The organism is Hydrogenobaculum sp. Y04AAS1 (assembly GCF_000020785.1).
Taxonomy (GTDB): domain Bacteria; phylum Aquificota; class Aquificia; order Aquificales; family Aquificaceae; genus Hydrogenobaculum.
Genome location: NC_011126.1, coordinates 257,344 through 270,969, shown reverse-complemented (window position 1 = coordinate 270,969; position 13,626 = coordinate 257,344). Strand labels below are relative to the sequence as shown.

The 13,626-nt window shown below is 35.8% G+C and carries 14 protein-coding genes; 3 read left to right on the top strand and 11 right to left on the bottom strand.

Translation table 11 applies throughout. The features are described from left to right. Positions 1-50: 50 nt before the first annotated feature. The 8 genes from HY04AAS1_RS01580 to HY04AAS1_RS01545 all read right to left on the bottom strand — a co-directional run bounded on the left by HY04AAS1_RS01580 (position 51) and on the right by HY04AAS1_RS01545 (position 9,591). The gene (locus HY04AAS1_RS01580) at positions 51-1,016 is read right to left on the bottom strand and encodes a 4Fe-4S binding protein (protein ID WP_012513356.1); all 966 of its coding nucleotides are present in this window, start codon (positions 1,014-1,016) and stop codon (positions 51-53) included. After that, the gene (gene nrfD / locus HY04AAS1_RS01575) at positions 1,010-1,909 is read right to left on the bottom strand and encodes an NrfD/PsrC family molybdoenzyme membrane anchor subunit (RefSeq protein WP_012513355.1); all 900 of its coding nucleotides are present in this window, start codon (positions 1,907-1,909) and stop codon (positions 1,010-1,012) included. Before nrfD ends, HY04AAS1_RS01580 begins: the two co-directional genes overlap by 7 nt. A gap of 12 nt (positions 1,910-1,921) precedes the next feature. Continuing rightward, the gene (locus tag HY04AAS1_RS01570) at positions 1,922-2,593 is read right to left on the bottom strand and encodes a 4Fe-4S dicluster domain-containing protein (protein ID WP_012513354.1); all 672 of its coding nucleotides are present in this window, start codon (positions 2,591-2,593) and stop codon (positions 1,922-1,924) included. Positions 2,594-2,611: 18 nt separating this feature from the next. Continuing rightward, complete coding sequence (locus HY04AAS1_RS01565; RefSeq protein ID WP_012513353.1) at positions 2,612-5,428, bottom strand: molybdopterin-dependent oxidoreductase; 2,817 nt, start codon at positions 5,426-5,428, stop codon at positions 2,612-2,614. Positions 5,429-5,554: 126 nt separating this feature from the next. Continuing rightward, positions 5,555-6,028 carry a pantetheine-phosphate adenylyltransferase gene (gene coaD, locus HY04AAS1_RS01560; protein ID WP_012513352.1) on the bottom strand — a complete coding sequence of 158 codons (474 nt, stop codon included), beginning with the start codon at positions 6,026-6,028 and terminating at the stop codon, positions 5,555-5,557. Beyond that, positions 6,025-6,675 (bottom strand): succinate dehydrogenase/fumarate reductase iron-sulfur subunit, encoded by a 651-nt coding sequence (locus HY04AAS1_RS01555; protein WP_012513351.1) that lies wholly within the window; start codon positions 6,673-6,675, stop codon positions 6,025-6,027. Before HY04AAS1_RS01555 ends, coaD begins: the two co-directional genes overlap by 4 nt. Further along, entirely contained in the window at positions 6,672-8,885 is a 2,214-nt protein-coding gene (locus tag HY04AAS1_RS01550; protein WP_012513350.1) for a methyltransferase domain-containing protein, read from the bottom strand. The genes HY04AAS1_RS01555 and HY04AAS1_RS01550 overlap by 4 nt, the downstream gene beginning before the upstream one ends. A 1-nt stretch (position 8,886) precedes the next feature. Next, entirely contained in the window at positions 8,887-9,591 is a 705-nt protein-coding gene (locus HY04AAS1_RS01545; RefSeq protein WP_012513349.1) for a SapC family protein, read from the bottom strand. Between the two features lie 67 nt (positions 9,592-9,658). On the opposite strand from HY04AAS1_RS01545, the gene HY04AAS1_RS01540 reads away from it, so the two are divergent. The 3 genes from HY04AAS1_RS01540 to thiD are packed head-to-tail and all read left to right on the top strand — an operon-like array spanning position 9,659 to position 11,720. Further along, positions 9,659-10,222: a nitrous oxide reductase accessory protein NosL gene (locus tag HY04AAS1_RS01540; protein ID WP_012513348.1), complete on the top strand. Its 564-nt coding sequence runs from the start codon at positions 9,659-9,661 to the stop codon at positions 10,220-10,222. Between the two features lie 5 nt (positions 10,223-10,227). Next, a complete protein-coding gene (gene lptB, locus HY04AAS1_RS01535; protein ID WP_012513347.1) occupies positions 10,228-10,944 on the top strand; it encodes an LPS export ABC transporter ATP-binding protein in 717 nt (238 codons plus the stop codon). Further along, complete coding sequence (gene thiD / locus HY04AAS1_RS01530; protein ID WP_012513346.1) at positions 10,941-11,720, top strand: bifunctional hydroxymethylpyrimidine kinase/phosphomethylpyrimidine kinase; 780 nt, start codon at positions 10,941-10,943, stop codon at positions 11,718-11,720. The genes lptB and thiD overlap by 4 nt, the downstream gene beginning before the upstream one ends. 132 nt (positions 11,721-11,852) lie before the next feature. On the opposite strand, the gene HY04AAS1_RS01525 is transcribed toward thiD, so the two are convergent. The 3 genes from HY04AAS1_RS01525 to rpsP all read right to left on the bottom strand — a co-directional run bounded on the left by HY04AAS1_RS01525 (position 11,853) and on the right by rpsP (position 13,575). Continuing rightward, positions 11,853-12,947 (bottom strand): DEAD/DEAH box helicase, encoded by a 1,095-nt coding sequence (locus tag HY04AAS1_RS01525; RefSeq protein ID WP_012513345.1) that lies wholly within the window; start codon positions 12,945-12,947, stop codon positions 11,853-11,855. 123 nt (positions 12,948-13,070) lie between these two features. After that, positions 13,071-13,310 (bottom strand): KH domain-containing protein, encoded by a 240-nt coding sequence (locus HY04AAS1_RS01520; RefSeq protein WP_012513344.1) that lies wholly within the window; start codon positions 13,308-13,310, stop codon positions 13,071-13,073. Between the two features lie 13 nt (positions 13,311-13,323). After that, a complete protein-coding gene (rpsP, locus tag HY04AAS1_RS01515; protein ID WP_041307968.1) occupies positions 13,324-13,575 on the bottom strand; it encodes a 30S ribosomal protein S16 in 252 nt (83 codons plus the stop codon). Positions 13,576-13,626 lie beyond the last annotated feature (51 nt).

The window sequence follows — 13,626 nt, the reverse complement described above, 5'->3', positions numbered from 1 at the left end:
ACACTAAAAATTTGATTATTGTCAATGATTTGATTATTGTCAATGACAATTTATTTCAATAAATCAAGTATCATATTTTGAAGGTTTTTCTCTTTTTGACAGATTATACATAAGCTTTGATCATCTTCCTTTGTATAAAATACTTTGCCACAGTTTTCACATGTATGTTTGTGAGATATGGATATCGGTTCATAATCTTTTGTATATTTTGATGGTATAACAGCTTTTCTTAAAGTTAGAGGTCTTGAAGAATGGCTTAAACCGCAAGCGTATTCACACAAGCCACATGCTATACAAAGTCCATGAGAAAAGTTTATAAAAGCGTTTTCTATCTTTATAGCTTTTTGGGGGCATATGGCCTCGCAAGCTCCGCAAAGATCGCAACCTTCAGATATTTCTATGTGGCCAAACTTCCCTTCAAAAGGTATTTTATTAGAACATAGTTCTTCTTTGTTTAATACTGAAAATTCTTCTTTTTGTTTGTTTTTAAAAGAAGTATGTCTAAACTTTGGCTTATAATCTTCTTCCGCAAAAGAAGGTATATTGCCTATTCTAAATACTTTTGATAGGTATATGGCTTTTGATACCAAATTTTTAATATCTTCTGAAAAGCCATAAACACAGCTCTCACAAGGGCTTATATCAAAATAAACCTTTTTCTTTGTAGATATATTTAAAATATCTTTTTCGTTAAGATTTGCTATACATGGCAATATAACCTCGGCTTTATCTGATCTTACACACCCTATACATATTTCTTTAGCTTCAAAATCCTTTATAGCCCCTGCATAATCTATTTCAACGCTTATAGCCTCAGTAGGGCATACTAAAGAACATGCACCGCAAAGGGTGCATGAAGAGGCTTCTACGGAAGCATTTTGTAAATCAATAGCGTTTGTTGGACATATCTTCTCACAAGCATCACACTCTTTTTTTGATTTTATCACATTGATACACTTTTTTTCGTCAAAAACAATAGGAAATTTTAGTTCTAAAAGCCCAAAAACATTTACCATGGGTATGTGTAATATCCAAATTTTAGAATGTAAAATCTAAGCAAAAACCCGCCCATCAAAACGAGTAAAGAAGCCAATATTACTAAAGATTTTGAGTGCTTTTTGATGGCATAAATTTCAAGCAAAAACGGCACCAAAAGACCAAGTGTTACAAAAAACCCCATGAAACCAATAGAAGAAAGCATTTTGGAGATTATAAATTTACCAGCGGCACTTGATATAAATAGGTAGTTAAAGAAAGCGGATATTATGATAATCTCTAATGCAAGTAAAGCTATATCAAGTTTTTCATTTTCATGAGCTATATGAGAAGGAGATACCAGCATAAAATAAGCTGTAGCAGTAGAAAGAGCAGATACCATAAAAAGTACCGGTAAGCCAGGATTTGACCAAAGCGTTATGGCTGGTGCAGTAGAAAGCAAAAGCCCAGTATAAACAGCCGTTAAAAGTCCCATAACACCGCTTATATACCCAAGTTTATCCACTAAAGAAGTGTTTAGGTTTTTAAGCTTTTGAGAAAAAGGAAAGTTAATATGAGCTGATATAAGCGAAAGTCCCCAAATGGCACCTGTGATAGTGTATATCATAATAAAGGATGCACCCCAAAATATCCAGCTGGTAGGATGAGTCCATACAAAAAACGCAAACCAAGGTTTGAGCATATGTATAAGCAAAAATATACCACCAAAGTTTACAAGACCTATACCAAGAAGTGTAGAAAGCCCAAATAGCACCGGGTTATTTTCTTTTTTTATAAGGTAAAAATAAGAAGACAAAGCACCCATGGCACCACCAAGGCCACCTAAGAAAAGATAAACAGCTATCATCCATCCCCAAGCTGTTTGATGCACAAAGTGCTGATAGTTACCAAAATACATAGTAAGTCCGTCCATGTTTTACCTCCTTTAAATAGTTTGTTTGTATGGTGGTTCATCAAGGTGATGAGAGGCAACGCCTATTGGTGTTTCTTTTGAGGTTACATAAAACACTTTTGGCTCTGTACCAAGCTGAGGGCTTAACGGTATAGCCTTACCTTCTAATACAAGCCTAGATACGTAAGAATCTACGTTTAAATCTCCAAACATACGGCAGTTGGTAGGACATGTTTCTACACAAGCTGGTTCTAAACCTTCTTTTAGCCTATGATAACACCATGTGCATTTGTCTATGTGAGGTGTGGTATGCCTTGCCTCTTCACCGTACAACTTTTCACATTCGTCTACATCATCAGATTCATAAGGATATCTTGCTCCATAAGGACAAGCTATTACACAAGCCTCACAGCCTATACATCTTTCGTGGTTTACAAGCACAATACCCTCTTCGGTTTTGTAAGTGGCACCAGTAGGACAAGCGTAATAGCAAGGAGTGTTTTGGCACTGCATACAAAGATGTGGGAAAAATACACGTTTTGTCTCCGGAAACTCGCCTATTTCTATTTGCTCTACTTTTGTTCTCCACTTTTCTGACCAATAAGGCGTTTGATTTTCTTGGGCGCAAGCTGCCATACAAGCATTGCATCCTACACAAGAGTTTAAATCCACCACGAACACCCATTTTGGTATAACCTTTTCCATAAAAGCCTCCTAAAACATTTAAGCCTTCACAACTTTTACAGTAAATTCGTTTGCTCTATATCCACCTATAACCGGTTCTGGTCTATAGGGTATCAGATCATTTAACGGAGTTCCCAAACCATCGCCGTATGTTAGTTTTTTAGAAGAAGCTCCAAAAGCCCCCGGTATAAATATCGTATCTGGTCTTATTAGTTTTGTAAGATGCGCTTTACCTTTTACTTTTAAATTTGGATACATAACGTTTGTCACCAAAATATCATCGCCTTCTTTTATACCAAGAGACTTAGCCTTTTTATCGTTAATCCATATACCATAATAAACACCTTCTCTCCACTTTCCTATGCTTACTAGTATAGGGTTGTCTACCGTAGCAGCACAAGTATGAGATTGTATTGGTACTTTACCATGTGTTATAAAAAATTCGTTTTCTTCAAGTTTCACATCTTCTGGGGCTATATCACCTTTCCATTTTGGTGGTATATATGCTATCAAAGGATCGTAATTTGGCTTATAACCAAACATGTTCTGAAGTGTAGCAAATACATTTGAATAGATTTCCATGCGTCCACTTGGAGTAGGCACTGGTTGATGCCATGGCACAGAGTATTTAGCCATAAGCTCTTCTCTATACATCGCCGTTATCACACCTTTTTTAGATATCTCTTCTTCCAACTCTTGTACTGTTTTTGATATACCTTTATATTCTTTTAACTCAGGAGCTACTTTGTTTTTAAGCTGAAGCTCTCTTATAGCTGGTACTATGGTGCCGTATTTGTTCCAAGATTCTTCGCATTTTTGATTGAGCTCTTTTTTATCCCACTTCCAGTACTGATAAAGCTCTGCCATCGTATCAAGCCAAGGTACATTCATGGCTTTTGATAGCATGTACATAAAATCTAAAGCGTGCATTTCATCGCCGTCTTTTGGCATAGCAGCTTCTCTTGTGCCAAAACTATAATCGTGAGATGTGTTTAAATCAAAAATAACATCTTTTTTTAGTATATAAGGAATATCTGGGAATATTACATCTGCATAGAGCATGGTATCTGAAGGCATCGTATCAAAACCCACCACCAAATCAAGATTTGTTAAAAATTCTTTCCATCTTTGAGTTTCTACGTCACCTCTTACTAAGTTAAGGGCGTATACGAAAGCTGCTTTTAGCTGATAAGGCTGGCCTTTCCAAAACACCTCTTTTTTGGTAGATTCGTAAAAACCGTTATCTGTAATAAAAGGAAATACCGTTGCTTCTTTGCCTTTGGAAAGCTCGGTTTGCAAATAAGCCCATTGTACGGATGGATATTCGTGTGCCCAAGCTTTTGGATTAAAAAAATATTTAAAGCCAACGTCCAATACCCTAAGCATGCCAGGTATGTCTACATCTGGATATCCTTTTACGGGAATGGTGATCTTATTTCCATTTTTCTTGGTAAACTCAAAAAAGTCTTTTATAAGCATCTTATAACTTCCGCCTGTAACCCAAGTACCCGGTTTATCGTATCCACTTGTTATAGCCTGTATGATAGCCAAGGTTTTCCTTAGCTGGATAGTGTTTTCATATCTAGAGTCGTAAATCCCTGGCTCTACAATGGCTGGTTTCATAGTGGCAAACTCCACGGCAACCCTTTTTATAGTGGATGCTGGTACATCGGTTATCTTAGAAGCCCATTCTGGTGTAAAGTTTTGCGTATAATCCATAAGATACTCAAATACAGTTTTTACATTTTTGCCGTTTACGTTGAGATTTTTTGTAAATAGAGCTGGTTTTAACACTTTGTTGTCTTTAGATATTTTATTTGTATTATAAAAGCCAAATACTTTCTGGACAGAGTTTGAGAGTTCATCGTAAACGTACCAAGCCTCCACAGCCCCGTCTTTATCTACATCAGACAATAGTTGCAGATTTCCTTTTTCATCCTTATAAGCCAAAAAAGGAGCGTTTGTAAAAAATCTAAGGGTTTCTTCATCGTAAAGTACTTTTCCATCTTTTTGCTCTCTTAAGATCACATGAAGCATAGCCAAAGCAAAGGCGTTGTCGGTGCCTGGTCTTATGGGAATCCATTCATCTGCTTTGGCAGCAAGCTCCGATGCTCTTGGGTCTAATACCACCACTTTAGCACCGTTTTTAATGCCTGCTCCAAACCTATGAGCTCTTCCAGTGGAAATACCGGCCAAAGAACCGTTGCTTCTTACTGCCAATATATATCTTGCTCTATCGTAATCGCACACCACCTCATCGTGGGTGTTATAATTGCCAAACACAGTATGAAGACCTAAATGCTCAGAACCAACACAATGCTGTATCGGAGAGCCATAAAGCGTTGGGATTTGAGCAGCTACCACAAAAGGAAGCAAATAAGTACCATAAAAAGCACATCCTTGCCATCCTCCCATAAGAGCCATTTCATAAGGTTTTATATTTTTTAACTTGTTCATCATATAATTAAAAGCTTCTTGCCAAGAAGCTTCTTTAAATTTCCACTCGCCTTTTTTAGAGCCTTCAATTCTTATAAGGGGTTTTTTAATGCGGTCTTTATCATATATGTAAGATATACCACTTTGACCCCTAGCGCAGGCAACACCTCTATTGTAAGGATGATGTATATTACCCTCTATCTTCATAAGTCTATTTGGTTTACCGGAGATAGAAGCGACCCTTACTTGTATACCACAGGCATTTGCGCAAAAGTTACATATGTTTGGTTTATAAGCGTATTGGATGTTTTTTGTTTGGATTGCCTTTGCCTGTTCTGGCGTCAGTAACTTTTTACCAACCAGTGTAGCAGCACCAGTTGCAGCCATTCCTTTTAAAAATCCACGCCTTGTAATGTTCATAGTGAACCTCCAAGTTAATACTAACTAAATAAAACTATAATAATATAATGACACCAAATAGAAGAAAAGTCAATATGTTTGTTTAAAGATAACGATAAAACAACATTTTTATAAAAATTTTATATTTTAAGATAAAAGGACATCTTTTTCTATAATAGGGTGCACAAAACCTTTTAAAGAGGCTTTATACTTTATCAGATCCCTAACTATAGTGGAGCTTATATGTATGTACTCTTGGCTTGGCATCATAAAAAGCGTTTCAAGACCACCCAATATATAATTACTCATCGATATTTGAAGCTCGTACTCAAAATCCGTAAAAAGCCTCACACCTCTTATCACAAGCTTTATATCTTTTGATTTGGCATATTCAACCAGTGTAATATCAAAAATCTCTACATAGACATTTTTTAAATTTTCTGCTTTTAGTATTTTATCAAAAAGATTTTTCCTGACATTGGCTTCAAACATAGGGTTCTTATGAGGATTTTTCGCTATCGCTATAAATACCTCATCGAATATATAAGAGGCTCTTTTTACTATATCAAGGTGCCCTAAATGAGGTGGATCGAAAGTCCCTGGATATATAACTTGACTCAACTATCCAAAAGCTCCCTTATCAAAGTGGCAGGTTTTACCTCTTTAGGACATGCGTTGTTACACTTGTTGCAAGAAAGGCAGTGCAATATTAAAGTATCTTTTGCTTCTAAAAGCCTAATACCATGTTCACGGTCTCTTGGGTCTATAAAGAGTCTGTAGAGTTTAGCAAAAAACAGCGGTCCTGCATAATCTTTATCGGCTACTTCTGGACAAAAGCTCTGACAAGCATAACAAAGTATGCAATCGGATGACTCTTCTATTTTCTTACTAAGCTCTTGATCTATCTTTAAATTGGTTTCAATGGGGGTTATCCAAGCTTTATAAGCTTTTATTCTATAAGACATATTTGAGATATCTACCACCAAATCTTTTACAACTTCAGCGTTGTTTAAAGGTTCCAAAACCGTTGGATTTTCATCTAAAGCATAGGACAACGCCTGTTCTTTGCATATTAGCTTAGGAAAACCGTTAACGTTTACAGCGCAAGTACCACATATACCAGCCCCGCAAAACTGCCTAAAAGCCAAAGAAGGGTCCAAATACTCTTTTATATACTTTAAAGCGTCTAAAAGCGTCATACCCTCTTTGTAGGGCACTTCGTAAGTTTCAAACCTATCCTGTCTTTTTATCTTAAGCTTTATCTTCATCGCTCTAAATATGTATTTACTATATACTCTCTTCTCATAACGTTTGTTTGGATAAGTTCCCACAATACATCAAGCCTTTTAAACCAGTAGTTGTTTATAGGCTTTTTAGAAGCTAGCACTATACCAAATTGACCATGTAGGGAAAAAGCGTTAAATATAGGTTTCATGTAGTTATAAATATATGTCTCCATGCCAGCTGGGTTTATGTTCATTTGTTGGTTGTTGCCAGTATTTAAAGTCAAAACTGGGGGTGGACCCATGATTTGTACTATATCACCCGGAAAAATCGGGGTAGCATTGCCATAAGTATAATTCCATCCCGCTTTTCTCAAGGCTATCTCTAACCCTCTAACGCTTACTCTATTAAGAGTATAGTTATAATCATTGTCTTCCACAGACCAGTCTAAACCTTTTCTAACTTTTATATAAGGTCTATCTTTGTTAGGAAATGTAAATATGACAATTCCATCTTCTTCCATCAAATCTTTTACAGCTTTAAAAAATTCGTATGGATATTCCAAGTTTCCTATTATATTTTCTAAAATCACAATACCAAAGCTTCCCCATTTTTGCTTTAGGTTTTTAATATATTTATGATCCAGGACTTTAGCAATATCTATTTTTATATCTTTAAGAGCTTTTTTAACCTTTTCTACTTGGTTTTCTGAGCGTTCTACACCATATACATCTAAGTTTAGAAGTTCGTGGGCTACAGCCAAAAGCCTACCGCTGTTAAAACCTATATCAAGCATTTTTTTGCCTTTTAGAGCAGGTTCTATATCCAACAAAGCTCTTATAGTAGGGTAGGTGTATATGGTATATATATTTGAAATACCAAGCTTTTCTTTGTTATCAAGCTCATCAATCTGCTGTGTATCTTTTGTATCGTAAAAAGGTTGAATCTGTTGGGAATTTGGGTAGTCTTCTTTCAATAGATCATCCAGGGTTTTTTTGGCTTTTCTTGGCAAAGAGAATATAGAACCACAAACGCTACATTCCCAAAGTCTATATCCCCAGGAGATCTCCACTTCTTCAAAAAATACATTTTTTTCCTTACAAATAGGACACTCATCTGGTATGTCTTTATCTTTGTTTTCTATGTAGTAAACGAGGGTTTTAAACTTTTCCACCACTTCTTCTACATTTATGTTGTCAAAACAAGGGCTGTAAAATTTTTGTTTTATTTGGGCCTCTTGGCAAGGACCTGCTACAGCATGCATTATACAAGGAGCAGAACATGTATTACCGATATATCTTGCGTAAACTGGTTGTGCCGTAGTATAACTCATTTTAGGAAAATGCTGAGACTCTGGGGCGACACCACCAGATATTACTACACATGGTTTTTTTAACGCCGCTGCTATGTGTGGTACAACTGTATCCGCTGAAATAACTCCATCTACTTCTTGAATTGCCGCTACAAGGTACTGGGGTTTTTCCATATAAGGGGATAAATTCTCCACATCCATCATATAAAGCTCTTTTGATATATCTACAGCTGGAGCTTCCCATTTTGGATGGGCGGTAATAAAAACATACTCATCTTTCATTTTATCTATTATTTTTGATACAAGATAAGGAGGCAAGCTTCTATGTATAGATGAAGCCACCATATGTGCCATAATTATCTTTTTACCAGGATTTTCATCTTTTATCTTTTGAACAATAGACTTCATGTAATCTATAGCTTCTTGCTGCGGGACTACCACAGGGTCTTTATCTTTTATGTCAAACTGTCTTAACTTTGCAGCCCAAAAATCCACCAAATTCATATAGTTGTAGAAATAAGAACCAACGTACTCATAGCAATCGGTATAATAATCTACTTCTTTAAATCTTGTGTAAGAGACCGGTGTGTATATAAACTCGTCCACATAAGGATTACCTTCTAATAGGTTATACCCTTTTCTTGTTTCCATTATTATGTAGCTTTTAGGATACTTAGTTTTAAGATGCTTTAAGATTGGTGTAAACATTAAAGAGTCACCAAGAGCAAACAAGTTCAAAACGAGCAAACTTTTCCCATTTAAATCTTCACCGTAATATTCTTTTGGTAGTTCTGGAACTTTGGTTTGTTCGTAGTTATCTCTTGGAAGCTGAGCCATTAGGTCTCTTGCTATCACATACCTGCTTTTTTCCATGAATGTGTGAAAATCTGCACCACCGGCGTAAGGATGCTTAAAAGTCTTTTTTACTCTTATTATCTCCATATCAACCCATCCTCTTTAAATATCTTATAAACTCTACATTCATCAAAGAAGATGCAACGTTGTATATTACCGGCGTCACACCCCTTCTGGTAAGATCGTAAAGCTTTTCTGGAGAAATGCCAAGAAGCACACCAGGGTCTGGCATCACTGCACCTTCTATAATAAACTTTTCATCATTGTCTATCTTTAACTCTAAATCCGTCTGTCTTAAGATTTTAAGATCATGCATTTCTTTTATAAGATTTGCCGCTATTTCAAAATCCTGATAAAAACCAACAGCCATTTGAGATATTCTTTGAAGATGTTCTGTAGCCTCGCCAAGCACATTTATAAATTCCATCTCCTCACATTCGGTGGACTCTTCTGGCATCTTATCGTAAAAGACCACTATGTTGTTGGTAGCCCTATCCCTTATAGCACCAAAAGGATAAAAGTCAAGCACCTTTGGCTTATGGTCTATCTTCCATTTGCCATCTTTTGTGAGATAGTGGTTTGTATCGCCTCCTAAAACAGCAAACGCTGCAAAAACCCCTTCATGATGAGCGAATACAATAGGATAAAGAGCCGCTAAATAAACCAACTCAGACATGCCCACCGGTACTATCGTAAAATCTCTACTAAAAGAGTAGTTTTTTGGCATGCAAATTTCTAAAGGTTTATCCTCCACCGTATTGATAACTTTTGGATAGTTGTATATACCTAACATAAAACAATTATATCATATATATCGTAAAAGCTTGAAAAATTCAAAAAATTTTTATATTTAATATGATATGAGAAAGGTAAATCCATTATGGCTTCTAATGCTTGCACAAATAGGACTTATACTTTATGGCTTTTATAGACTCACGCTTACAAGGCTAAACGTAAGATGGTTTGAAGTGGCTTGGGTTATTGTAGGCCCAGTGATACTGATGTCTTTTTTTGGTATCTATACATATTACAATATAAAAAACGCATACAAAGAACCTTCTGAAGTAAGGACATCAGACAGATGTCCCGTTTGTGGGGCTTTCGTATATTCACACCCAAACGCCATAACAGAAATTTACTTAGATGGTAAATATATGTATTTTGACTCCTTTAAGGATATGTTAAAATTTATTAAAGATATGGATTTTTATATATCTTACAGAAAGCTAAACATAAAAGATAAAAACATCAAATCTATTTATACAAAAGACTTCCAAACAAAGCAGTGGATAGATGGTAAGAAAGCTTTTTACGTCAGCATAAACGACGACATATATGCATTTTCATCCTTAGAATCTGCCAAAGATTTTGCAGCATTAAACAACGTCCAAGAAATAAAGACCTTTGACAAACTGCTGGCATAGATTTTATGATAGAAGTATCAAATATTTCTAAAAGCATCAAAAACAACCCTATAATATCCAATGTATCGTTACAAATACACCCAGGTGAAATAATAGGGCTTATGGGTCCAAACGGTGCTGGTAAAACCACGATATTTAATGCTATTTCTGGCTTTATAAAAGTTGATAAGGGAACTATAAAAATAGACGATCAAGAAGTAACCCATTACCCACCTTACAAAAGAGCGACATTTGGTCTTTCTTTCTTGCCTCAAGAGCATTCTTTGTTTGAAGAGATAACAACCTGGGAGAACATGCTTATGTTTGCAGATTTTATATACAAAAACAAAAAAGATGCACAAAATATATCTGAAGAACTCCTTCAAAGTTTCGGGCTTTTAGAACACAAAGATAAAAAAGCAGGTGAATTATCCGGTGGTATGAAAAGAAAATTAGAGGTGGCAAGATGTCTTTTGATAGAACCATCTTACATAATGCTTGACGAACCGTTTGCTGGAGTAGATCCAGTGGCTATTTCAGATATAAAAAAAATGCTTTTAGATCTAAAAGAAAAAAACATCGGTATACTCATTACCGATCACAACGTCTTTGAGCTTTTAAGATTGATAGATAGAGGTTATATAATAAACCACGGGAGCGTGTTGGCAGAAGGGACTCCAAAAGATTTGTTAAAAAACAACAAAGTAAGGGAAGTATACATAGGATATGAAATAGAGCTATGAAAAGTATAGTGCTTGTATTTGCAGGATATGATCAAACCTCTGGAGCAGGAGTTATAGCAGATGCCAGGACAATAACTTGTATAGGAGCGCATCCAGTTTGCATAACCACCTCTTTTGTGATTCAAAATACCAAAGGGGTAAAAGAAGTAATATTTTTAGAACCAGATATTATTAAAAAACATATAGATATACTAGATGTAAAGCCTAAAGTTGTAAAAATAGGTGTAGTAGGAGATGACAAAGCCATAAGACTTATATCAAAAGCTATAGACACATTAAAGCCAGAACACGTGGTAGTGGATACGCCTCTTTTTTCCAAAAACGATACACCTCTTTTTAAAAGCTTAGAACTTTATAAAGATTTAATAGTATCAAAAGCCACCATCATAACACCAAACATAAAAGAAGCCTCTTTTATAACAGGTATTGATATAAAAACTAAAAATGATATAGAACAAGCGGCAAACGTCTTTCTTGATATGGGAGTAAAGCATGTAGTCATAAAAGGTGGACATAGAGAAGATGAGCCAGGCGTTGATTTTTACAAAAGTATGGAAGAAAGCTTTGAAATAAAAAAAGATTTTATAGAAACAAGAACTACACATGGCACGGGATGCGTCTACGCTTCTTCTATAGCATCTTATTTAGCCATTGGAAACGACGTAAAGGCTTCCATAATAAAAGCCAAAGATTACGTAGATAGAGCGATAAAACAAGGATATATGCTAAACAATGACAAAGATAGCTGGGGCGTACTTAACATAAGCACCCCATAGTTTTTATTTTTCAGCTTTTATCAAAACAAACGCCACAAACAACACAGCGCTTACAAAAATCGCAAAAGCGAACACATAAAGTAAAATAGTCATGAATATATTTTACAGCATAAACATAAAAATAAAATAAAATTACACCGATATTTTTGACCTAAGCTTCTTTATGCGCCACAACGCTTTGGAGTCCTCTGGACATATTAAAGAGAACGCTTTACCGCTTTTGCCTATTCTACCAGTTCTTCCTATTCTATGTATGTAAAGCTCTGGGTCTTCTGGTATGTTGTAGTTTATTACAACTCCTACATCTTTTATATCAAGACCTCTGGCGGCTACATCGGTAGCTATCAATATACTAACGGCACCAGATTTAAATGCACTTAGAGCTTTTTCCCTCTGTCTTTGTGTGAGATCTCCATGAAGAGCTTGAGCTCTTATGCCTTTTTTTGTAAGCAAGAAAAATAAATCTTTTGCATCTTTTTTAGTTTTTACAAAAATTAACATTTTTTCCATAGGATGGGTGTCTATTATATGCATAAGTTCGTGTATTTTTTCTCCAGGTGAAGATAGCTTTATCATCTTCTCTTCTATGTTTGGTTTTAACTCTACCGACTGTACCTTCACAAATTTGAAATCACTCTTTAAAAATCTTTTTGCTAAAAGCTCAATACGGCTTGGTACAGTGGCAGAAAACATATAAGTGGTCCTTTCTTTTGGCAAAAAGCTTATTATATATTCTATGTCTTCTATAAAGCCCATATCAAGCATTTGATCAAATTCATCTAAAACAAGATATTCTACTTTTGACAAATTTAAAGCCTTCCTATCGATGAGATCTTTTATACGTCCAGGAGTTCCTATCAAGATATCCACGTTTTTATTTTGCAAAATATCCAAATTTTGTTTTACAGAAGTCCCACCGTAAAATACATAAGAAGAAAGCCTTTTATATTTGGTAAGCATATATATTTGCTCTTTTACCTGTATAGCCAACTCCCTGGTAGGTGTCAGCACAAGAGCTTTGACATCTGGTTTCCCCTTTTGAAGCTTTTCCACTATTGGTATAGCAAAGGCCCCTGTCTTCCCTGTCCCGGTGGCGGCTTGTCCCAAGATATCGTAACCTTCCAACGCTAAAGGAATAGCATCCCTTTGAATGGGTGTTGGTTCTTTGTATCCAGCATCCTCCAAAGCTTTTTGTAGTTCTAAACTAAGTTTTGAGAATAATGACATTTTGTTTCTCCTTATAAATCTTTTAATATAAATATAGTAAATTTTATAGAATAGGCAACGTTTATTTTTATTATCAACAAACACCGCCCACACAAGTAATGGGCGAATCGTCTTATAAAATTATTACTCTATAATCTCTAACATATATTTTTTGCCGCTTTTTCTACCCATAGCCGATACAAGTGTTCTCAGAGCCTTGGCTATGCGCCCTTGTTTACCTATAACCTTACCTATATCTTGAGGGCCAACCCTTAACTCTATAACAACGGTTTGTTCTCCCTCGACTTCAACTACGTTTACCTTTGATAAGTCCTCTACTAGGCTTTTTGCGAAGATTTCCACAAGATCCTTAGCTTGGCTCATACATTACCTCCTATTAAGAATTTGCATTAACGTTAGCGTTGGCTTGTTTCAAGATAGCTTTCACCCTATCGGAAAGCTGAGCACCCTTTCTAATCCACTGATCTATGGCTTCTTTGTTTAAGTTTATTACATTGCCAGATTTTGGATCATAGGTGCCTAAAATATCCAAATAATGCCCCTCTCTTGGAGACTTCGAGTCCATCGCCACTATCCTATATATAGGATTATGGGTTCTACCAAATCTAGCCATTCTTATCTTTACCAAAGCTCAGTACCCTTTTATTTGGCTTTTAACAACCAAATAGAGTGGATATTT

Bases quoted from the DNA above. Each gene is read 5' to 3' on its own strand.
- HY04AAS1_RS01580 (WP_012513356.1), bottom strand. From the start codon at position 1,016: ATGGTAAATGTTTTTGGGCTTTTAGAACTAAAATTTCCTATTGTTTTT.
- nrfD (WP_012513355.1), bottom strand. From the start codon at position 1,909: ATGGACGGACTTACTATGTATTTTGGTAACTATCAGCACTTTGTGCAT.
- HY04AAS1_RS01570 (WP_012513354.1), bottom strand. From the start codon at position 2,593: ATGGAAAAGGTTATACCAAAATGGGTGTTCGTGGTGGATTTAAACTCT.
- HY04AAS1_RS01565 (WP_012513353.1), bottom strand. From the start codon at position 5,428: ATGAACATTACAAGGCGTGGATTTTTAAAAGGAATGGCTGCAACTGGT.
- HY04AAS1_RS01555 (WP_012513351.1), bottom strand. From the start codon at position 6,675: ATGAAGATAAAGCTTAAGATAAAAAGACAGGATAGGTTTGAAACTTAC.
- HY04AAS1_RS01550 (WP_012513350.1), bottom strand. From the start codon at position 8,885: ATGGAGATAATAAGAGTAAAAAAGACTTTTAAGCATCCTTACGCCGGT.
- HY04AAS1_RS01545 (WP_012513349.1), bottom strand. From the start codon at position 9,591: ATGTTAGGTATATACAACTATCCAAAAGTTATCAATACGGTGGAGGAT.
- HY04AAS1_RS01540 (WP_012513348.1), top strand. From the start codon at position 9,659: ATGAGAAAGGTAAATCCATTATGGCTTCTAATGCTTGCACAAATAGGA.
- lptB (WP_012513347.1), top strand. From the start codon at position 10,228: ATGATAGAAGTATCAAATATTTCTAAAAGCATCAAAAACAACCCTATA.
- thiD (WP_012513346.1), top strand. From the start codon at position 10,941: ATGAAAAGTATAGTGCTTGTATTTGCAGGATATGATCAAACCTCTGGA.
- HY04AAS1_RS01525 (WP_012513345.1), bottom strand. From the start codon at position 12,947: ATGTCATTATTCTCAAAACTTAGTTTAGAACTACAAAAAGCTTTGGAG.
- HY04AAS1_RS01520 (WP_012513344.1), bottom strand. From the start codon at position 13,310: ATGAGCCAAGCTAAGGATCTTGTGGAAATCTTCGCAAAAAGCCTAGTA.